This window comes from Flavisolibacter ginsengiterrae DSM 18136, assembly GCF_059568575.1.
In genome coordinates this window covers 83,492-105,308 of the sequence record NZ_JCANTR010000014.1, presented here as the reverse complement: position 1 = coordinate 105,308, position 21,817 = coordinate 83,492, and the positions used below count along the sequence as shown (strand labels likewise).

Annotated in this window: 20 protein-coding genes; 13 read left to right on the top strand and 7 right to left on the bottom strand. The window is 39.7% G+C overall.

The window, feature by feature from the left end; all coding sequences use genetic code 11:
- Positions 1–8: 8 nt before the first annotated feature.
- Positions 9–572, top strand: coding sequence for a cob(I)yrinic acid a,c-diamide adenosyltransferase (locus BP74_RS15150; protein WP_496375198.1), 564 nt, complete (start codon positions 9–11; stop codon positions 570–572).
- Positions 573–600: 28 nt separating this feature from the next.
- On the opposite strand, the gene BP74_RS15145 is transcribed toward BP74_RS15150, so the two are convergent.
- Positions 601–1,272, bottom strand: a complete 672-nt coding sequence (locus BP74_RS15145) for an ABC transporter ATP-binding protein (RefSeq protein WP_496375197.1) — start codon at positions 1,270–1,272, stop codon at positions 601–603.
- Positions 1,273–1,480: 208 nt separating this feature from the next.
- Here BP74_RS15145 and BP74_RS15140 point away from each other — a divergent pair, with 208 nt between their 5' ends.
- Complete coding sequence (locus BP74_RS15140) at positions 1,481–1,702, top strand: DUF2795 domain-containing protein (protein ID WP_072836228.1); 222 nt, start codon at positions 1,481–1,483, stop codon at positions 1,700–1,702.
- Positions 1,703–1,795: 93 nt separating this feature from the next.
- Here BP74_RS15140 and BP74_RS15135 read toward each other — a convergent pair whose 3' ends face one another.
- The 5 genes from BP74_RS15135 to BP74_RS15115 all read right to left on the bottom strand — a co-directional run bounded on the left by BP74_RS15135 (position 1,796) and on the right by BP74_RS15115 (position 7,585).
- Positions 1,796–3,748, bottom strand: a complete 1,953-nt coding sequence (locus BP74_RS15135; RefSeq protein WP_496375196.1) for a protein-disulfide reductase DsbD family protein — start codon at positions 3,746–3,748, stop codon at positions 1,796–1,798.
- A 67-nt stretch (positions 3,749–3,815) separates the two neighbouring features.
- Positions 3,816–4,271 (bottom strand): protein-disulfide reductase DsbD domain-containing protein, encoded by a 456-nt coding sequence (locus BP74_RS15130; RefSeq protein ID WP_496375195.1) that lies wholly within the window; start codon positions 4,269–4,271, stop codon positions 3,816–3,818.
- 71 nt (positions 4,272–4,342) lie between these two features.
- Positions 4,343–5,020 (bottom strand): phosphoribosylformylglycinamidine synthase subunit PurQ, encoded by a 678-nt coding sequence (gene purQ, locus BP74_RS15125; RefSeq protein WP_496375194.1) that lies wholly within the window; start codon positions 5,018–5,020, stop codon positions 4,343–4,345.
- A gap of 48 nt (positions 5,021–5,068) precedes the next feature.
- The gene (locus tag BP74_RS15120; protein ID WP_496375193.1) at positions 5,069–6,052 is read right to left on the bottom strand and encodes a hypothetical protein; all 984 of its coding nucleotides are present in this window, start codon (positions 6,050–6,052) and stop codon (positions 5,069–5,071) included.
- A gap of 12 nt (positions 6,053–6,064) precedes the next feature.
- Positions 6,065–7,585 carry a hypothetical protein gene (locus BP74_RS15115; protein ID WP_496375192.1) on the bottom strand — a complete coding sequence of 507 codons (1,521 nt, stop codon included), beginning with the start codon at positions 7,583–7,585 and terminating at the stop codon, positions 6,065–6,067.
- A gap of 248 nt (positions 7,586–7,833) precedes the next feature.
- Here BP74_RS15115 and BP74_RS15110 point away from each other — a divergent pair, with 248 nt between their 5' ends.
- The 4 genes from BP74_RS15110 (at position 7,834) to BP74_RS15095 (ending at position 12,801) form a co-directional block, all read left to right on the top strand.
- Positions 7,834–9,804: a KUP/HAK/KT family potassium transporter gene (locus tag BP74_RS15110; protein ID WP_496375191.1), complete on the top strand. Its 1,971-nt coding sequence runs from the start codon at positions 7,834–7,836 to the stop codon at positions 9,802–9,804.
- 32 nt (positions 9,805–9,836) lie between these two features.
- The gene (locus BP74_RS15105) at positions 9,837–10,625 is read left to right on the top strand and encodes an alpha/beta hydrolase (protein ID WP_496375190.1); all 789 of its coding nucleotides are present in this window, start codon (positions 9,837–9,839) and stop codon (positions 10,623–10,625) included.
- A gap of 145 nt (positions 10,626–10,770) precedes the next feature.
- On the top strand, positions 10,771–11,907 hold the full coding sequence (locus BP74_RS15100) for a hypothetical protein (RefSeq protein WP_496375189.1): 1,137 nt from the start codon (positions 10,771–10,773) through the stop codon (positions 11,905–11,907).
- Positions 11,908–12,039: 132 nt separating this feature from the next.
- The gene (locus BP74_RS15095; protein ID WP_496375188.1) at positions 12,040–12,801 is read left to right on the top strand and encodes an alpha/beta hydrolase; all 762 of its coding nucleotides are present in this window, start codon (positions 12,040–12,042) and stop codon (positions 12,799–12,801) included.
- On the opposite strand, the gene BP74_RS15090 is transcribed toward BP74_RS15095, so the two are convergent.
- On the bottom strand, positions 12,795–13,709 hold the full coding sequence (locus BP74_RS15090; protein WP_496375187.1) for a S66 peptidase family protein: 915 nt from the start codon (positions 13,707–13,709) through the stop codon (positions 12,795–12,797). The two genes, BP74_RS15095 and BP74_RS15090, sit on opposite strands and share 7 nt — an antisense overlap.
- A 152-nt stretch (positions 13,710–13,861) precedes the next feature.
- Between BP74_RS15090 and metG the strand changes: the two genes are divergently transcribed.
- The 7 genes from metG (at position 13,862) to BP74_RS15055 (ending at position 21,807) form a co-directional block, all read left to right on the top strand.
- Positions 13,862–16,021 carry a methionine--tRNA ligase gene (gene metG / locus BP74_RS15085; protein WP_496375186.1) on the top strand — a complete coding sequence of 720 codons (2,160 nt, stop codon included), beginning with the start codon at positions 13,862–13,864 and terminating at the stop codon, positions 16,019–16,021.
- A gap of 157 nt (positions 16,022–16,178) precedes the next feature.
- A complete protein-coding gene (locus BP74_RS15080; RefSeq protein ID WP_496375185.1) occupies positions 16,179–16,898 on the top strand; it encodes a c-type cytochrome domain-containing protein in 720 nt (239 codons plus the stop codon).
- 2 nt (positions 16,899–16,900) lie between these two features.
- Positions 16,901–17,266 (top strand): hypothetical protein, encoded by a 366-nt coding sequence (locus BP74_RS15075; protein WP_496375184.1) that lies wholly within the window; start codon positions 16,901–16,903, stop codon positions 17,264–17,266.
- 95 nt (positions 17,267–17,361) lie between these two features.
- Positions 17,362–17,799, top strand: coding sequence for an OB-fold protein (locus BP74_RS15070; protein WP_496375183.1), 438 nt, complete (start codon positions 17,362–17,364; stop codon positions 17,797–17,799).
- Positions 17,800–17,820: 21 nt separating this feature from the next.
- Complete coding sequence (locus tag BP74_RS15065; RefSeq protein WP_496375182.1) at positions 17,821–18,375, top strand: YceI family protein; 555 nt, start codon at positions 17,821–17,823, stop codon at positions 18,373–18,375.
- 7 nt (positions 18,376–18,382) lie between these two features.
- Complete coding sequence (locus BP74_RS15060; RefSeq protein WP_496375181.1) at positions 18,383–19,258, top strand: DUF5777 family beta-barrel protein; 876 nt, start codon at positions 18,383–18,385, stop codon at positions 19,256–19,258.
- 167 nt (positions 19,259–19,425) lie between these two features.
- A complete protein-coding gene (locus BP74_RS15055; protein ID WP_496375180.1) occupies positions 19,426–21,807 on the top strand; it encodes a 3-hydroxyacyl-CoA dehydrogenase NAD-binding domain-containing protein in 2,382 nt (793 codons plus the stop codon).
- Positions 21,808–21,817 lie beyond the last annotated feature (10 nt).

Below are 21,817 nucleotides of genomic sequence, written 5' to 3'. Positions count from 1 at the left end.
TAAATAAAATGTCATTTAAGATCTACACTAAAACAGGAGATAAAGGAAATACTTCTTTGATAGGCGGTACTAAAGTGCCTAAAAGTGACATCCGCATAGAAACTTACGGGACAGTTGATGAATTAAATTCCTGGATCGGACTGGTAAATGACCAATTGCATGATGAAGAATTTACCAGTGAATTAAAGGAGATCCAGGACAGGCTTTTTACCATTGGATCTGCCTTGGCAACAGATGCTGAGAAAGAAACCAAAATGAGATTACCTGGTCTTTATCAATCAGATATCACCAATCTTGAGAACAGCATTGACCGCATGACATTAAGATTGCCCGAGATGAAATCTTTCATTCTTCCCGGGGGCCATCCCTTTGTATCATCTATTCATATTGTACGCTGTGTTTGCCGCCGCGCTGAAAGGCTGGCCGTAAATATGCAACAACATGAATTATTTATTGATGAAAAAGTAATCCAATACCTTAACCGGTTAAGCGATTATCTTTTTACCCTGGCGAGATATGTAGGTCAGAAGCTTGGTGTAGAAGAAATTAAGTGGACCGCAAGGATCGACTAACAAGTCTCTTAATAAAGAATATTACTATCTAGCTTTCAAGGTCAACCTCTGAAACAATCTTCCCATCTTTCATTGTGAGTTTGCGATCGCTTAATTGGGCCAGTTCTTCATTATGGGTAACTATCAGGAATGTTTGATTGAACTCCTGTCTTAGTTTAAAAAAAAGCTGGTGAAGTTCGCGGGCGTTAGCGGTATCAAGGTTACCGGTTGGTTCATCGGCAAAGACAATGTCCGGGTTATTGATAAGTGCTCTTGCCACAGCCACCCTTTGCTGCTCACCTCCGGAAAGTGCGCCGGGCTTATTTTGCAACCTATGGCCAAGTCCCAATAGCTTAAGCAGGTCCTCGGCTCGTTTTTTTACACCGTTTTTATTATTTCCGGAGATCCACCCTGGGATACAAACATTTTCCAGTGCGGAAAATTCTGGCAACAAATGGTGAAACTGGAATACAAAGCCGATATGCGTGTTGCGAAAATCAGCTAGTTTTTTACCTGCCAGGTTGGTTACGTTGATATCATGCAACATAACTTCACCTTTGTCGGGCTTATCCAGTGTGCCTAAAATATGTAATAAAGTGGATTTGCCAGACCCAGAGGGGCCAACAATACTTACAATTTCACCAGCATTTATAGAGATTTCAACACCTTTCAATACTTCTATAGTCCCGTATTTCTTATGTATATCCCTAGCTGTAAGCATCTTTAGAATTGTTCAAATATCTATAAACAATACGTCCCGGCAAAGTTCATCCCCTGTTTTTAACCATATAATATTCAACATTTGGAAAATTGGTTATTACACCTACATTTGCGAAAAATTTGAGGGGTTCGGTATAATCTCCTGTTGCAGGAAAGTGGCATGGAAATTATACTTCACCATTTCAATAAATCATCAAAAACTTACAAAGATGTTTTGGACGTTAGAATTAGCATCCTACCTGGAAGAAGCACCCTGGCCAGCGACTAAGGACGAATTGATCGATTATTCAATCCGTTCAGGGGCGCCTATTGAAGTAATCGAGAACCTCCAGGAGCTTGAAGATGAAGGAGAGGTCTATGAAAGCATTGAGGATATCTGGCCTGACTACCCTTCCCAGGATGATTTCCTTTTCAATGAAGACGAATATTAATTGCACTTCTATAAACAGGAAAGCCACTCCAAAATGAGTGGCTTTCTTATTTCTAATCTATTGATCACTACAAGGTTGGATCAAAAGATTGATCTACTTCTTAGTTTTTTTATACGCATCAAGTCCGCATTGCAACCAATCCCTGAACTGGCCGGCAGAAGGCGTATAGGCCTTGGTTTTAGTTAATGCCACTTCATCTGCACTAATAATGGCATACTGCGGCTGTGATACGGCATTGAAATTCTCCGATTGGAATGTAGCCCATTTATCGCCCACTGTTATAATTGGCTTGTCGGTACCTGACTTGGTTTTGTATTCAAATTGTTCTGAAGCTGGCAGTTTTTGTCTTTCATCCACATAAAGAGAAACGACAATAAATTCATTTTTCATTAATTCCCTTACGCCCTGATCTGTCCAGACATTTTCTTCCATTCTGCGGCAATTGACGCAAGCCCATCCAGTGAAATCTATCAAAACAGGTTTGTTTTGCTCCCGGGCCAGTTGTAATGCTTTCTCATACTGGTTATGAAGCGGCTCTACGCCTGTTTCATAATTCACGGGATGCTGGTATATACTATATCCATAGGGAGGCGGAAATCCACTGATAAGAGTAAGTCTTGCCCAATTGGTATTTGTTACCCCTGGCATTAAGTATAGGGTAAATAATCCGAATAAAGCAATGAAAAAGATCCTTGCCTTTGAAAAACGGGGCTTACTATCATGCCCAAACCTGATAACACCCAACAGGTAAAGGACGATAGCGATACCAATCAATACCCATAAAGCAATGAACACTTCTCTTTCCAAAAGGTGCCATTGTTTTACAAGGTCCGCATTGGAAAGGAATTTAATGGCCAAAGCTAGTTCCAGGAATCCCAGTACTACTTTAACGGAATTAAGCCACCCTCCAGACTTGGGAAGCGATTGAAGCCAATGGGGAAATAAAGCAAAGAGTGCAAATGGAAGCGCCAACCCCAACCCGAAACCTGACATGCCAAAGGTCAATTGTGTAGCACCATTATCACTGGTGAGGACACCCGCAAGTAGAGAACCTAGTATAGGACCTGTACAGGAAAAACTAACTATGGCAAGGGTAAGCGCCATAAAGAAGATCCCCCAGAAGTTACTCATACCGGCTTTGGAATCTATTTTACTGGCAAACCCACTGGGCAGGCCAATTTCATAAAGACCAAAGAAAGAAAGTGCGAAAAATATAAATACCACGAAGAAGGCCAGATTTAACCACACATTGGTTGATATATTATTTAATATCTCCGGATTTACACTATTTAAAAGATGGAATGGTACGCTTAATAATGCATAGATCAGAAATATGCTAAGCCCATATAATAATGCATTTTGTATGCCTTTTTTCCTTGTTCCGGATTTCTTTGTAAAAAAAGAAACCGTCAATGGTATTAAAGGAAATACACAGGGAGTAATTAGTGCAATCAATCCCCCGATAAAACCTAATAGAAAGATCGAAAACAAACTTTTGTCGGCTGTATCATCATCACCGCAATTATTCACCGGGTTTTTAAGGTCAATGGAGGACACTTTTATTTTGGTAGTTGTGCTAACACCACCTTCCAATGAAACATTGAATGGGACTGCAGTAGAAGGGTAAAATTCTTCGCCCTTACCATATGTGTATAAGAAAGTTCCTTGTAACTGGCCCGGAATAATACCCGGTATAGTTATGGTCCGCTTCCAGGAAGTAGGCCCCTGGTAGACTTTTACAATGGTATCAAATAAGGCACTTTTAGCTTTTTTGAACGAACCAGAATCAGTAAAAGCATTTGCCATTTGTATGGCTGAATCAGTTAACTGTAATTCGGTTGTTGGCACTTCGCTCAAGATCTGATCCGGAGCGTATAGTTCCCAACTTTTATTTCCATCAGTAGAAAAAACCAATTCGTATTGGTTGGCACTGATCTTTTTGCTGGTAATTTTCCATTTAAATGGTTGGATGGAGTCCTGCGCCTGGCTTAAAAATCCTGTCAGTAGAAAGAAAAGTATGAACCCGGTCTGAATAATTGCTTTCATCTTCCTGTTTTTAAAGCAAAACGAGTCCTTTGAAAAAGAACTCGTTTTACTGAACTATTGCTTCATATTATTTTAGGGCAATTGAGAAATTCACAGATTTAGGGGGAAGACATTTTTCATCGTTGCAAGTCTGAAACTCAAGCTTACCCGTTACGTTGGTCTTTGCCTTTCCTTTTATTTTCACTTTCTGCACAAATAAAACTTTGTTACTGTATTGATTAGCTGAAACATCAAGTGTTTTATCTTTAAACTTTTCCAGTTTTCCCACTTCCTTTACTTTCCCATTCATATCCAATAAAGGGTTTTTATTGAATTGAAAAGATGTGGGCTGTGCTATGGCATCTTCTGGCTGTGATTGCGAATACAAATGCCAACCTTGCTGAATAGTTGCCAGCATCTGGATCTCATATTCCTTATCACCCAATTTTTTACTGGTAAAAGACCAACTAACAGGATTGATGTTTTGAGCTGAGGCGATAGCTACTGTAAGGAAAGCTGCTATAATTAATGAAAATCTTTTCATGTACCGGTTTTATGTCTACAAATTTCCCATATAAAACTTTGAGAACTTGTTAAAGTGGGGATAATGAAACCTTAAATGACGCCTTCCATAACCTGGGAAAATAATATCTCGAATATTTTCCTGCCATCGGTATTTCCTAATAAAGAGGAACACGCCCTTTCAGGATGTGGCATCATTCCAAATACATTCCTTGCTTCATTGCATATGCCGGCAATGTTTCGGACTGAACCATTTGGATTTGCTTCAGGTACTACATTACCTTCCTCATCGCAATAATGAAAGAGTACCTGGTTGTTCTTTTCAAGCCTGTCAAGGGTGGCTTCGTCGGCGTAATACCGGCCTTCTCCATGTGCAATCGGTATTTTAAAAACTTTGTCCTGTGCGTCTTTTATAAATAAATTCTTACAAACATATTGCTGGTTGTTATTGCGCAATAAAGCCCCGGGCAATAAATGTGATTCGCATAAGATCTGGAAACCATTGCAAACTCCCAACACCTTTCCACCATTCCGGGCAAATTCTATAATGCTTTGCATGATGGGGCTAAAACGTGCAATGGCGCCCGTGCGCAAATAATCTCCGTAAGAAAATCCCCCTGGGAGAACAATGCAATCTTCTGTGGTAAAGCCAGAAAGGTCGCTGTCCTTGTGCCACAACATTGTACATTCCTGCTTAAGGTCATCAACCAAAGCGTTGTACATATCTCTATCGCAATTGGAGCCCGGAAAAACAACAACACCAAACTTCATATAATCAAATTTGAGTTACAAAGATAGTTTTCAGAGATCATTTTTCTGTTAATGCAGTGTTGCAGTGCCATATTGCATATAAAGAATATAGCCTATAGCCATAATGAACAACAGCGAGGAAATGATCTTTCTCGTCTGGTAAAAGTAGGCACAGGCGTGAAACATGGCAAAAGGGGCAGCAATTAGCACCCAAGCCTGTAGGGTATGGTGACTATTAATAAAAGGAACAAAAAAGGATAATAAAAGATAAAGCAATATTATACTCCAGTTCTTTCTTACCTGAATCAGCATTTTTCTTAAATGTGTCTGGATATAATAACCACCCATAACGAAAGGAATGGCGATAAGAAAGGTGCTGATAGCCAGCCACAGGGAATTTTTAAGCTGGGGAATGGTAAAAGTTATTTCAGGAACAAAGTTTTTAAAGCTCAGCCTGTCAGTTAGAAATAAGTAGATCCCGTAAAAATAATATGGGGTGATACAACCCAGGAGGAACAAAATGATCTCGTTGAACTTAAAGGGTTTCAGGATCATTAATCCTAACAGTATGCAAATGATGAAACAGGCCGAAGGGAAATAGATATACGAGCTGATACCTGTTATTAATCCTATATTATATACCTGGGCTTTTGCAATGGGGGAATTGTATAAACGGAAAAGGGTTATGAATATCCAGATAATAAAGGTGGTACTTAATAAGGGTGCAGATAAATAACTCCACTCAGGCAACAAGGATGTTATGATCAGGTAGGACATACCTGGAAGGAAGTTCTGCCTGGCCATCATCCGGTATTCATTAGCCAGGTATGTAATCAATAATGCCTGCAGGTATAATAAACCAAAGGAAATAAAAGCACAAAGCACGGCATTATTAGATGGCAGCAGTCCAATAAATCCCTGGTACAAGGGACCATCCTTTTCAGAAACAGTAATATTCTGTGGAAACAGGAATAGAGGCAGTTTTAACAATAGGCCAAAGATCATCAGGACAACAACGTTTCCTGGAGATTTTTGTTTAAACAGTCCAATCACATCGCAATGCTATTAATTAAATTCGATTTTAGCAAAGCAAATGTAATTACGATAATAACATGGAATGATCAATTGATAGCTACTCACCTGCTTGCCATACTTAGGTAGAAACTCATATCCCCTGTCAAGATTTTTTAAAGTAGGATTATGATTCAATTCACCACCGGGAGACAAGGTGTAATCATTTAATAATAAAGCTCTCCTTTCATCCACGTTAAAAAGGTAGTGGATCTGGCTACCTGTATTGGCCATGAGATATGATATCCTGTCATCAGACTCATCGTCATATTGTTCCTTATGTATCACGCCGCTCCATTCCAATTTACCTGTTTTGTCAAAGGAAAGGATGGTAACATTATCCGCATGTCTTCTTACGTTCTGATTGTTGTAATACCTGTCCCTCCAATACCAGTTGCTGTAATAAGGTGAATAAAGGCTGTAATAATCGTAGCTGGATAAGGGGTAACCATATAGATAATTATACCTGTTCCAGTTATTGTTCCTGGAAGTAGTATAGTATGATTCTGCATTTATGACAAACCCTCCGTCTTTCTTAATCACTATATTCCTGACAAAATAATCATTGAAAGCCATTTTTATATTAGCATCTCCCCTGGCATCATTTCTAATATCCTCACCTAGCGCTACAGCATTCTGAAGAACTGGCTGCTTTGATAACTTATCCCACACATAAAAGTAAAATCCTTCTATATTTCCCCTTTTTTTGGTGTAATAAAAGGAAGTGAGAAAATACCGTTTATTGGCATTATCTACTTTAATATGCAATTCGTCCAGCAGGATCTTATCCTGGGGCACCTCGATGGCCGTTACAGTATCCACCGCAGCAGGCTTCCAGAATAAAGTAGTGCTGTTAATGGTTTCATTGTTATTCCTGTTGAACCTGACGAATACAAGATCCCCATCATTATCTATATTGAATTCATCCAGGTTATCATCCCTTTCGTCCATGGCCAAATAAAAGCGGTCGCGCTTCTGAAGCATTAGCTCGGCGTCAAAAAGCATGGTCGTTATGATAAACTTTGATTTGTTTTTGGAATTGATCTTAAAGACCATAAGTTTCGACTTGTTCTCGTTCGTTATGGTGGAGTATATCTTATTGTTAGCCGTAAATCCTATATGTGAAGTATCCAGGGTGAGAATGTCGGATATCCTCTTACCATTTCCATCCACTTTGACTGCATTGCAATACACCACATTCTTCTTCTGGTACTGGTAAATGATATAACTAAAATCGCTGTAAGGAAAGAAATCGACATTGATCAACTTGTCTTCAGGTATATAATCCTGCTCAATTTTACTGACTTCTTCCATTTCATTGTTATACACACTCACATAGCTTTTATTGCGGCTATTCTTGTAGATAAGGAAATTACCGGATACCTTTCCAATCACCTCAAAATTCATTCTTCGGGTATCGTCATTACCCGGTTGGGAATAAATGATCTTTTGTGCATTGGTAACAGTGCCGGATGCAAGGAGTAAAAAGATAAATACAAAATTGGCAAATCGCATAAAAGCAAAATCTTTAAACTATTAAAGTTAATAGTTGTATTTTATTTTATTAAGACGTATAAAATATAACTTGGATGCACAGGTGAACCGTTAAAAGTTCACAAGCTTACATTTATAATACAATAGGATCCCCTTGTGAACCCGGTCAAATTTCAAACTAATGGCGTGTTTCTCATTGTGCATCTATTAATTTTAACATATACCTTTGTCAATTCGCCTTCGAACCAATAAAACATAACACGGGTACAGTGAAAGCACCACTTAATAAGGTTACAGTTGCGGGATTAGTTGTAGCGTTAGGCATTATTTATGGAGATATCGGTACATCACCCTTATATGTTTTCAATGCCATCATTACCAACAGGATTATCTCGGAAGAATTGATTATTGGAAGTTTATCCTGTATAATCTGGACGATCACCCTTCAAACAACGATCAAATACGTTCTATTAGTATTACGGGCGGATAATCGGGGTGAAGGCGGAACTTTCGCACTCTACGCCCTTGTAAGGCGACAACGAAAATGGCTTGTGATCCCTGCCATGATTGGTGGCTCTGCCCTTCTTGCAGATGGAATCATTACGCCACCCATTTCCATCACTTCCGCTGTTGAAGGATTAAAGAAGATCCCGACCTTTCACAATATTGAAGAATACGTTGTTTACATAGTCCTTGTCATTCTTGGACTATTTTTCTTTTTACAGCAATTCGGCACAGCCTCCATAGGCAGGTTCTTCGGTCCAATAATGTTCATATGGTTTAGCATGTTAGCCGTGCTGGGCATTGTTCACCTATCTGACGACTGGACAATTTTCAGGGCTTTTAGCCCAACCTACGCCTTCCATTTTTTAAGATCATATCCTAATGCCTTGTGGCTTTTAGGTGCTGTATTTCTTTGCACCACCGGAGCTGAAGCACTGTACAGTGATCTTGGGCATTGTGGAAGGGGAAATATCCGTGCTTCCTGGGGGTTTGTCAAGATATGCCTGATCCTGAACTACCTGGGGCAGGGTGCCAGCTTATTAAGCCATCACAGGGGCTTAACCATCACCGAATCAGTAAGGGAAACACTAGGCATCAATGCTTTTTATGACCTTATGCCACAATGGTTTATCATCATTGGGGTAATAATAGCCACTACGGCGGCGATAATAGCCAGCCAGGCCATGATATCCGGATCTTTTACGCTTATCAGTGAAGCCATGCGCCTGAATCTTTGGCCTAAACTGAAGATCCGGTACCCTTCAGAAGCAAGAGGACAATTATTTATTCCTTCTTTGAACTTCTTGATGTTTATGGGTTGTGTAGGCGTGGTACTATATTTCAGAACATCCCAAAGGATGGAGGCTGCTTATGGTTTGGCCATTATTGTCACTATGCTGATGACCACCATCCTGTTTTCTAACTTCCTGGTGGCCCGAAGGGTAAAGCCCATCTATATATGGATATTTCTGACGGTGTATTCCCTGGTTGAAATATTATTCCTTTTCGCCCTTTTACAAAAGTTCACTCACGGGGGTTATATCACCCTGATGATAGGTGGTTTGATGTTCCTGGTGATGTATGCCTGGTACAGGGCACGTAAGATCAAAAACAGGTATGTAGAATTTGTACGCCTGGAGCATTATATTCCAAAGATCCAGGAGTTAAGCAATGACCGATCCATAGTCAAGTATGCTACGCACCTTGTGTATTTGACCAGTGCTGATAATCCTAAAGAAATAGAACATAAGATCATTTATTCCATTCTCAATAAAAAGCCTAAACGGGCAGATATATACTGGCTTGTTCATGTGGATACTTTGGATGATCCTTATACCATGGAGTATAAAGTAGATCATATCATACCTAATGATATCATACGCATTGAGTTCAGGCTTGGTTTCAGAGTAGAGCCCCGCATTAACCTCATGTTCAGGAAGGTGGTCGAGGACCTTGTAACCAACAGGGAGGTAAATATTACCAGCAGGTATGAAAGCCTGGAAAGAAGCAATATAGTTGGAGATTTTTCCTTTGTGGTCATGGAAAAATACCTAAGCCAGGACAATGATCTCCCATTCCTTGAAAGGGTGGTAATGAAATTCCACTTCTGGCTTAAAGAAATATCGCTTTCCGAAGAAAGGGGCTTTGGATTGGATCCCAGCAATGTCACGGTGGAAAAGTTCCCGCTTATTGTAGCACCTGTTACTAACCTGAAATTGAAACGCATCGAAGACTAGGGTATAATCAATTCAAGGCTTAAATTATTTATTTGCCTCATTTCGTCTATTATATTGCCGGGAGCATAGTACTGCTCACTGCTGCAGTGTACTTTCTGCAGGATTTTCTCATCTTTAAACCTGAAAAACTTAAAGCTGATTTTCAATTCAAGTATGACATTCCATTCAAAGAATTAAATTTTGAAATAGAGCCAGGCGTACGTATCAACGGGCTACATTTTTTCCGTAGTGATCCTAAAGGGCTTATACTTTATTTTCATGGTAATACAAGAAGCATCAAGGGTTGGGCAAGATATGCCAGGGATTTCTATCGTTTTGATTATGATGTGATCCTGGTCGATTATCGCGGATTTGGCAAAAGCACCGGACCAAGAGGAGAAAAAGAGATGCTTCTTGATATGCAGTTTGTTTATACTTCCCTGGCAAATCAATATGGAGAAAATCATCTGATCGTTTATGGAAGAAGCCTGGGAAGCGGATTTGCAGCCAAGGTAGCCTCTGACAATCATCCCAGGTACCTGATACTGGACTCCCCATATTATAACTTTAAAAAAGTGATAGAACGTTTTTTGCCCATGCTTCCCATCAGGTTTGTCTTACGTTATCATTTGCGTACTGACAGGTGGATTGTCAAAGTCACCTGCCCTGTTTACATATTGCATGGAACCAATGACAGGTTGATCCCAATATCTCATAGTGAAGCCCTCCAAAAGATCAACCCCAAAAGGATCACTTTGATCAGGATACATGGAGGAAGGCATAATAACCTTCCCAAATTTGATGAATACCACAATTTTATCAGGGATATTTTGAAGCATTGACCCTCCTGGCTGGATTGCTTTCACCATTCCTTTTTACTATATTGTTCCCCAAAATCAATCCTGTCGCCAGTGTTAATATAGCTTTAAATTCAATTTTTGCAGTAACATTCCAGGGTATTTTGAATCCTATATATAAAACCAGACTATGTCGAAATTCTACTTATTACTGATTGCTTGTTCCATTTATTTTGCCGGTTGCAAATCTGCCAACAAATCTTACCAGAAAGGCGATTATGCTGATGCCATTGAACTCGGGGTTAAAAAACTCCAAAAGGACCCAAATGACTATGAAACAAAAGAGATCGTTCAGAATTCCTATACCTATGCAGTTAATGAAGGTGAGAATCAAATAAGAATATTGTCTAATAGTAGTGATGACAACCGGTACGAGAAAATATACCAGTCTTATTTAAGGTTACAGGATCTTTATCAAACCATTCATGCTTATCCTGTACCAACAAGGCTCATTAAAACAAAGGATTACTCCGGATATGTAGAAACTTATCGGAACAAGATTGCAGATACACATATCGAAAGAGCTGAAAAGTGGATGACCACTGACAATAAAGAATCCTATAAGGAAGCATATAAAGAACTGGCCATAGCAGTTCGGTACAGACCTAATGATTTTGAACTTCAAAGAAAAAAGGATACGGTATATAACCAGGCTGTGACAAAGGTTTTAGTGTTGCCAATGCAGAACTATGGCGGGTACCAGTATGCAAGCAATAGCCAGGTTCAAAACTTCCAGAATGAGATCATCAGGACCCTTAGCTATAGTATGAATAATGAATTTGTGAAATTTTATTCAGAATGGGAATCCAGGAATAAGGGCATAAAACCTGACCAGTCATTGGAATTGAACTTAAGCCGCATTTCCATAGGACAGCCTTATGATAATAAAACTTCAAGGGAAGTATCAAAAGAAGTAGTGGTTAAGGAAACAGTGTATAAACCAGACTCCGTAATTAAGCAATACGGTACAGTTAAGGCCCGGATAACCAGTATAAAAAGAACCCTGGTCTCTGAAGGTGATCTTATGCTTACTATTCGTGATGCGCAGGGTAAAACCATTTGGAATGACCGCTTTACGGGAGAATACAACTGGAAAACAGAATTAGCCTCCTATACCGGTGATGAAAGGGCTTTAAGCGACAGTGATAAGACCATACTCAATAAGACTGAAACAACTCCTCCAACGCAGGAACAGATAACCAAAGAACTATTTAAACAAATACAAAACGACCTGTCCTCCCGTCTTCGGAATTATTATAGCAGGTAGGATGAAGATTTATTATTTCAATGAGAATGCCCGGAATAACCGGGCATTCTCATTGGTACAATTTTATTCTTCAATTTTGCCACCATGAATGCCAAATGGAAAAGGGGTGCGTTGCGGGCCTTAATACTACTTATGGTTATTTATACCCTGGCAGGTATCCTATTGTATTTTACACAAGATCTTTTCCTGTTTCATCCCAGGAAATTATCCAGGGATCATCAGTTTCATTTCACACAACCATTTAAGGAAGAAAACATATTGATAGATGGAAGAAATCTAAATATTATACAGTTTCAACCACTTTCCAAACCAAAAGGAGTAGTTCTTTTTTTTCATGGCAACATGGAAAACGTTGAGCATTACAGGCAGTATGTCCCGATTTTTACAGCAAAAGGTTATTCTTTATGGATGGTGGATTACCCGGGTTTTGGAAAATCTACTGGTAAAAGATCCGAGGAAAGAATGTATAAGGATGCCATATTTATGTATGAGCATGCTATCCAACAATTTGACCCCTCTCAAATTTCAATCTATGGCAAATCCATTGGTACAGGCGTAGCATCATACCTGGCGTCAGTAAAAAATGCAGACCAGTTAATACTCGAATCGCCATACTATAGTATTGAAGCCCTGGCCAAACATTATCTCCCAGTTTACCCGGTTTCCTGGTTAACGAATTATTCCTTTCCTATTCGTGCCTATTTACATGGATTAAAAATGCACACAACTATTTTTCATGGCACTGACGATGAAGTAATCCCTTACACCCAATCTGTACGATTGAAAAATGAAAACCCTGATATTGAATTAATAACTATCAAAGGGGGGAAACATAACAATCTTGCAGGTTACCCATCCTATATTGCTTCATTAGACAGCCTTTTCAATCATTGAACTTCGATCAATCTTACCGCACCTGGTTGTACAGATAACTGGTAATTCACCCCGATCTTCAAAGCAAAATTCTCTGTGCTATGGCTTACCGGGAAATCATAACATATGGGGAAAGTATATTCTTTAACCTGTTCATTAATTATTTCATGAATGGTTTTGCCAAATGGTCTTTCAGTGTCTTTCATGTCTGTGAATCCACCAATGATCAAACCCGCCAATTTATCCAGCTTTCCACTTCTTTTCAGTTGAATGAGCATTCTGTCAACATTATAGAGGTATTCACCAATATCTTCTATAAACAGGATCTTATTCTTTGTTTTAATATCTGAAGGAGTTCCAATCAGGTGAGCCATGAGAGATAAATTGCCCCCTATCAAAGAGCCCTCAGCTTCACCTGACTGGTTATTTATATGAACAGGGGCTTCATAATGGGCAGGCAGACCTTCCAATGCATTCTTTAATGATTTGATATAGGCATTATTAAAATTGCCGTCATTAAATGCTGCGGCCATGGGTGCATGCAAAGAAGCTATTCCAAAACGGGTATAAAGGTGGTAATGAAGAACGGTAATGTCACTGAATCCAATGACCCATTTTGGATGTTTTCTGAATTTTTTAAAGCTGATATCGTCTATGATCCGACTCATCCCATACCCACCCCGGGCACATAAAATGGCATGAACTGACTTGTCATCCATCATTTCCTGGAGATCTGCACATCGTTCTTCATCTGTGCCGGAAAAGTAATTTGCAGACTGGCTGTTAGTTGTGGCTCCAAGGCGTACAGTATACCCCCAGTCCTGCAGGGTGTTAATACAGGTTTCCATTTTTTCTAAAGGCATATACCCTGCGGGTGCCACTATCCCAATACAATCACCTTTTTTTAAATAGGGAGGAATTTGAATCATAATGCTTAATTGCCAGCACAAAATAAACCTTGTTAGCTCAAATAAAAAGCAGTTGCTGGCTTTGCGGTATTTTTGCAAACTTCCTGTATATGCAAAATCAATGAAAAAAAATTGTACAGGAAGTTTCAGGAATCAAAAGCCGAGTTAATACAATGAATCAACCCAAAAGATATTTAATTACTTCTGCCCTTCCTTATGCTAATGGTCTCAAACATATTGGCCACCTGGCGGGAGCATATATTCCAGCTGATATTTATGTGCGCTACCTCAGGGCACAAAAACGAGATGTAGTATTTGTTTGCGGAAGTGATGAACATGGTACTGCTATACCAATTCAGGCCATGAAAGAAGGTACTACGCCCCGTGAGATCATTGATAAGTATCATGTGATCATGAAACAGAATTTCGATGACCTGAGTATATCTTTTGATATTTATGATCGAACTTCAAATCCAATACATCATGAAACCACCCAGGAATTCTTTACTTACCTGAATGACCGTGAGGAACTGGAAATTAAGGAGACAGAACAATATTACGATGAGCAGGCACAAACCTTCCTGGCCGATCGTTATATAAAAGGCACTTGCCCCAATTGTGGCTTTGAAGGTGCATTTGGTGACCAATGTGAAAAATGTGGAACCTCGTTAAGCCCGGATGAATTGATCAATCCCGTAAGCACTTTAAGTGGGAACGCCCCAATTAAAAAATTGACCAAACATTGGTACCTGCCCCTAAACAGGCATGAAGACTGGCTTCGTAACTGGATACTGAATGAACACCAGAAGGATTGGAAAACAAATGTATTAGGCCAGTGCAAAAGCTGGATAGATGCCGGCTTGCAACCCAGGGCTGTCACCCGTGATCTTGACTGGGGTGTTAAAGTTCCTTTGCCGGATGCAGATGGCAAGGTCTTGTATGTCTGGTTCGATGCTCCAATTGGTTATATCAGCGCCACCAAACAATGGGCGCTCAATACGGGGAATGACTGGAAGCCTTATTGGCAGGATAAAGAAACGAAACTGGTACATTTCATAGGCAAGGATAATATCGTATTCCACTGCCTGATCTTTCCAGTAATGCTTCATCTGCATAATTATATCGTTCCGGAAAATGTTCCTGCCAATGAATTCATGAACCTTGAAGGTGATAAAATGAGCACCAGTAGAAACTGGAAGCTTGATATGCAGGACTACATCGATGACTTTATAAAAAAAGAAAATGGCGGTCCTCAAATGGCAGATGCGCTTAGGTATTACCTGACAACCATTCTCCCTGAAAATAAAGACAGCGAGTTTACATGGAAAGGATTCCAGGATGCAGTAAATGGTGAACTGGTGGCAATATTTGCCAACTTTTTCAACCGGACGTTTGTTTTAATGCACAAACTTACCAATGGTAAAGTTCCCAGGTTTCACAATACCATTATGGACGAAAAGGACAAAGACCTGATAGCAGAAATCGAAAAATCAAAACCAAAAATTGAGAACCTGCTGGAGGAATACAAATTCCGGGATGCATTATTTGAAGTAATTGATTTGGCCCGTAAAGGAAACAAATACATGCAGGAAAAAGAGCCATGGATAAAAGCCAAACAAATCAATGAAGAGGGTATTATCATTCCGGAAATACAGCAGCAAATAGATAATTGCCTGCATGTTTGTTTGCAACTATGCGCTAACATGGGCATATTCATAAATCCTTTCCTGCCAAACACTGCTAAAAAAATGTGTTACATGATGAAGGTGGTTGACAAAATGCTGGAATGGGAAAACGGGGGAAAAACAAAGCTTCTAAGTGTAGGTTATAGCCTAAGAGCGCCTGAATTATTATTCAGAAAAATCGAAGATGCCGAAGTGCAATACCAAATTGAAAAATTAAAAAAAGGTTTAGCCCAGTCAAAAATGGAACAGGAACAAAATAAACTCCAGGCAGCCATACCGGAAATGTCTAAAGAAACCAAGGAAACAGTTGTGACTAGTAAACAGGAGATCCAGTATGACGATTTTGCAAAACTAGAGTTGCGTATTGGCACTATTACGCAGGCAGAAAAAGTAGAAAAAGCGGATAAGCTTTTAAAACTACAGGTAGACCTTGGTCATGAAACCAGAACTATCGTCTCTGGAATTGCCCAGCACTTCAAACCTGAGGAACTGGTGAATAAACAGGTCATAGTTGTCGTTAACCTTGCACCCCGTAAAATGAGAGGTATAGAAAGCCAGGGTATGATCCTTTCCGCTGAACAACCTGATGGAAAGCTTATACTGGTCAATCCGGATACACTTACAGCAAATGGATCCGAGGTAAGATAAAATTAAACGCAGGCAACCCTTTGTAATTTTACTCGTTTTAGGAAATATAGTTATTTGTTAGCCTTTTTATAATGATCTCTGTCATAGAAAGGCTGGCAAAATATTCTTTTTCAGGAGGCGTTTTGATTATACTTTTTGTACAAATCAGGAAGCTCCAATGAAAAAGAAATATTTAATATATCTGGTATATACATTGGCAATATTGGCGTTTATACAATCCTGTAAGCATGAGTTTCCGGCCCCTAACCCTCCAGGTACAGGTGGAGAAAATCCTCCTGTCATCACTACAAGTTGTAGTACGGATACAGCTTATTTCCAACAACAGGTGCTGCCAATATTTGTTTCCAATTGTTCATCAACAGGATGTCATGATGCCGTTTCGCATGAAAGCGGGATTGTATTGACAACTTACAATTCCATAATGACTACAGGCAAGATTCAACCTGGTCAGCCAAACAGGAGCAAGATCTGGGAAAAAATAGTGGAAAATAATTATTCAGACCGGATGCCCCCTCCCCCCTACAATCCCCTGGCACAGGCACAAAAGGATATTATTTATAAATGGATTATGCAGGGAGCCAAAAATAATTCCTGCCAGGACCTTCAATGCGATACCTCCCAGGCCACCTATGGTGCAACTATAAAGACTTTGCTATTGAATTACTGTATAGGTTGCCATAATGCTACCAATGCATCCGGTGGTTATGATCTTAGCCAGTATAGCGTGGTAAAGGCACGGGTAGATGATGGAAGATTATGGGGATCAGTAAATTTTTCACCAGGGTATGTTGCAATGCCTAAAAATGGATCTAAACTATCAGATTGCCAGTTAACCCAATTGCATAAATGGATTTCGAACGGTGCACCAAACAATTAAAAATGGATAAGAAAACAACCCTGCTTTTTATTTTAGCCTTTTGCATGCTTGGCATTGCCGGATGTTATTACGATGTAGAACCTAACCCAGGCACCTGTGATACTTCCAATGTTACTTATTCAGGAACTATAAATGGAATCATTCAGTCAAATGGTTGCCTTTCAGCAGATTGTCATGGTGGTACTAACCCTCTCTCCGGCATAAAGTTAACAGACTACAACTCCGTAAAAGCCATGGAAACCAGGTTATATGGTGCTCTCAACCATTCTTCCGGTTTTGTTGCTATGCCTCAGAATACAGGAAAAATAAGCCAGTGTGAGATCAATAAAGTGCAGGCTTGGATCAGTGCCGGCGCTCCCAATAATTAAAGCAGGATAAACATTTTCTTTTATATAACAATTTGTAAGGACTGTTAGAAATAGATTTGATTACACAATGTATCTGGAAAACTAAACAGAAAGAAATGAATAAAAAGGTCCTTTTAATCCTGGTAATTCTGATTGTTATAGGGGTGATTTATGCATTCATGGAATATAATCGCACGAATAAAGACCTTAAAAATGTGAACCCGGATTTCACGACAAATATGAATTCCCTGGTTGCAGCCTTTGACAAAGATTCTTCATCCTTCTATAAGAAATATATTGATAAGGTCATAGCAGTATCAGGGGTAGTGAAAAGTATTGATCCTGATGGAAGCCCGGTAATCATTTCCCTGGGAGAAAGTGGATCCATGTCTTCGGTGAAGTGCAGTATGGACTCCAGTTATGCCAATGATTATAAAACAGTAAAAGAGGGTAGCCAGGTATCAATCAAAGGCATCTGTTTTGGCGCAAGCTCAGATGAACTTTTTGGGACTGATGTCTCTATGAACAGGTGTATTCTTATCGAAACCAAATGATCATACTCTAAATAAAACGCAATGTTGAAATTCAAATGTTTACTAGTTATTGCTTTCATTATTTCATTGAATGCCCGCGCACAGGATAAATTTTTTACAAAAACAGGGAAAATTGAATTTTCCTCCAAAGCTCCTATGGAGGATATCGAAGCAAAAAATAAGACTTTGGCTGGCATTCTTGATACCAAGACCGGGATGTTGCAATTCACAGTGTTGATGAAAGGATTTGAATTTCCAAAAGCATTGATGCAGGAACATTTTAATGAGAATTACATTGAAAGTGATAAATACCCCCGCGGAGAATTTAAAGGTTCCGTTAGCAATAACCAGTCTGTTAATTATGCAGTTGATGGATCTTATCCGGCTGAAGTTAGCGGCAAACTTACGCTTCATGGTGTTACCCGTGACTTAAAAACTAAAGGTCTTATCAAAGTTGAAAATGGCAAGGTTCAAACTACAACATCCTTTACCGTATTGTTATCTGATTATAATATAAAAATCCCATCTGTAGTAAAAGATAAACTCTCCAATAAGATCAGCGTGTCGGTAGATTGCAAATTAGACCCGCTCAAATAAACCAAAAATGAAACCAAAATTAACCTTACTAATTCTTGTACTGGCTTTTGGCATACACGGCCGGGCACAGGACACCACAGATCTCTTGAAACAACTGGGTGTAGAAGAACCACAGAAAGAATTGGTGTATGCTTCTTTCAAATCATCACGTGTTATAATGTCCCATAGCATTGAAATGTTGCGTGCAGGCGTATTGGATTTCAGGATATTACACAGGTTTGGAAAAGTTAGTGGAGGCACTTATGAATTTTTTGGACTTGATGGTCCTGCCACCGTCCGTTTAGGCCTTGATTATGGATTGACTAATAATATATCTTTCGGTATTGGTCGGAGTGCGTATAAAAAAGAACTGGATGGCTTTTTAAAGTTCCGCCCTCTTCAACAGTCTTCAGGCCCGGGTTCATTTCCCATTTCTGTAGTAGCTGTTGCTGGTGCTACCTATGCGGCTGATACTATCACAAAAAGATACCACAGTTCTGACCGTTTTGCATTTTACTGGCAGGCATTAATTGGCAGAAAATTCAATGATGCCATTACTATTCAAATCATGCCTACTGTATTGCATAAGAACATTGTGGCACAAGGTGAAAAAAATGATCTTTTTGCCGGGGGCGTTGGTGCACGTTTCAAATTAAGCAAGCGCATTTCATTTAACCTGGATTATTATTATGTTCTTAACCAGGTACAGGGAATCTCCAATCCATTATCTGTTGGATTTGACATTGAAACCGGTGGCCACGTTTTCCAGCTACATTTTACCAACGCAAAAGGTATTAATGAACGCGCCTTTCTTGCAGAGACTTCAGACCATTGGGATAATGGCGACATACAATTTGGATTCAATATTTCCAGGTCCTTCCAGATAAAAAAGAAAAAATCATAGGACAGGCATTTCATTTTTACCTTAATAACATATTCTCTTTTATTACTCCACTTCACATCAGCGAGAAACCACGATAAATAATAGCATTGCAGGGAGTTTTATCTCCTCTTTTCTATTCCCTTTTTGCAGTATCTTCACTCTAAATAGTTGTTTAACTAACTAATTTTATGAGTAAGAGAATTATCAAAAAGGTTGCGGTATTAGGGAGTGGAGTTATGGGTTCAAGAATAGCATGTCATTTTGCCGGCATTGGTGTTCAGGTAATATTGTTGGACATAGTTCCCTCCGATGCTAAAGCATCCCAGGAAAAGGCTGTACGTAATAAGATAGTTAATGACTCATTGCAGGCAGCCCTTAAAAGCAATCCTTCTCCTGTATATTCTAAAGAGGTGATTAAAAGGATTACTACCGGGAATTTTGATGATGATCTTAAAGAAACAGGTTCATGTGACTGGATCATAGAAGTGGTAGTAGAACGGTTGGATATCAAACGCTCATTATACGAAAAACTGGAAGGTTTCCGTAAACCCGGAACACTCATCACTTCCAACACTTCAGGCATACCCATTCATTTATTAAGCGAGGGAAGATCTGAAGATTTTAAAAGACATTTTTGTGGAACCCATTTTTTCAATCCTCCCCGGTACCTTAGATTACTCGAGATCATTCCTACACCAGAGACCGACCCTTCAGTAGTTGATTTCCTGATGCATTATGGTGATCTGTACCTGGGAAAGACAACGGTACTTGCCAAAGACACCCCTGCTTTTATTGCGAATCGTATTGGCGTTTATGGCATGATGGCCATATTTGGGTTAATTGACAAATTAGGATTGACAATAGATGAAGTAGATACCTTAACCGGCCCCCTGATCGGCAGACCTAAATCTGCTACTTTCAGAACTGCAGATGTAGTGGGCATAGACACATTGGTAAAGGTAGCCAAGGGGGTTTTTGATAATTGCGAAGTTGATGAACAAAGAAATGTGTTTCAAATTCCTTCGTGGTTAAATAAGGTAGTAGAAAATAATTGGCTGGGAGATAAAACAGGTCAGGGATTTTTTAAAAAGGTTAAAGGACCTGCTGGAGAAAAAGAGATCTTTAATCTTGACCTGAAAACCCTGGAATATCAACCAAGGCAAAAACCCAGGTTTGCATCATTGGATGCGGCCAAACCAATTGAAGACCTGAAGCAGCGCATAAAGATGTTGGTTAGTGGGCAGGATAAAGCTGGAGAATTCTACCGACATTTCCATTATGGCCTTTTTTCTTACATATCTCACCGCATTCCTGAGATCAGTGATGAAGTGTACCGCATTGATGATGCCATGAAAGCAGGTTTTGGATGGGAAATTGGAGCTTTTGAAAGTTGGGATACTTTAGGCGTTGAAAAAACGGTACAAGCTATGAAAACCGCTGGCTATCCTGTTGCACCATGGGTAGAGGAAATGTTAGCTGCAGGAAATAAAAGTTTTTACAAATTAGAAAATGGAAAGACCTACACTTACGACCCTTCTTTTAAAACATACAAACCTATTCCGGGTTCTACAGATTTTATAATTCTTAGCAACTTCAAGGATAAAACCATTTGGAAAAATGGCACTACCAATATTTACGACATTGGGGATGATGTGATTGGAATTCAATGGAACACCAAAATGAATAGTATTGGTGGAGATGTGTTGGCAGGAATCAGCAAAGCCATAGAAATGGCTGAAAAGAGTTTTAAGGGAGTTGTAATTGCCAATGAAGGTGCCAACTTTAGTGCCGGCGCCAACGTAGGCATGATTTTCATGTTTGCTATTGAGCAGGAGTACGATGAACTTGACTTTGCTATCCGGGCTTTTCAAAATACAATGATGCGTTGCCGGTATTCTTCTGTACCAGTTGTTGTGGCGCCGCATGGACTTGCGCTTGGCGGAGCCTGCGAGATGAGCCTTCATAGCGATAAAGTGTGTGCAGCTGCCGAAACTTACACCGGCCTGGTTGAATTAGGGGTCGGTTTAATACCAGGTGGTGGTGGCACAAAAGAGTTTGTAGTTAGAGCTTCGGATGAAATGCATGAAGACGAACCCGAGACTATTACCTTGAAAAACAGGTTTCTCACCATAGCAACTGCTAAGGTAGCCACATCGGCATATGAAGCTTATGACCTGGGTATTTATAGAAAAGGACTTGACGAAGTGGTTGTCAATCAAAACCGCAGAGTGATGGAAGCTAAAAAATCTGTAATAGAATTCTACGACAGTGGTTATAGCATGCCCGCACAACGAAAAGATATACGGGTATTGGGAAGAAGCGCACTGGGGGCACTGTATTCGGGTATACATGGCATGTGGCGCGCCAACTATGCCACAGATCATGATGTTACAGTGGCTAAAAAACTGGCCTATGTCATGTGTGGTGGAGATCTGAGCGAACAGACTTTAGTAAGCGAACAATATTTGCTGGACCTGGAAAGGGAAGCGTTTTTATCGCTATGCGGAGAAAAGAAGACCCTGGAAAGAATTCAGAGCGTACTCAAAGGTGGAAAACCTGTCCGCAATTAACCTTGCTTAG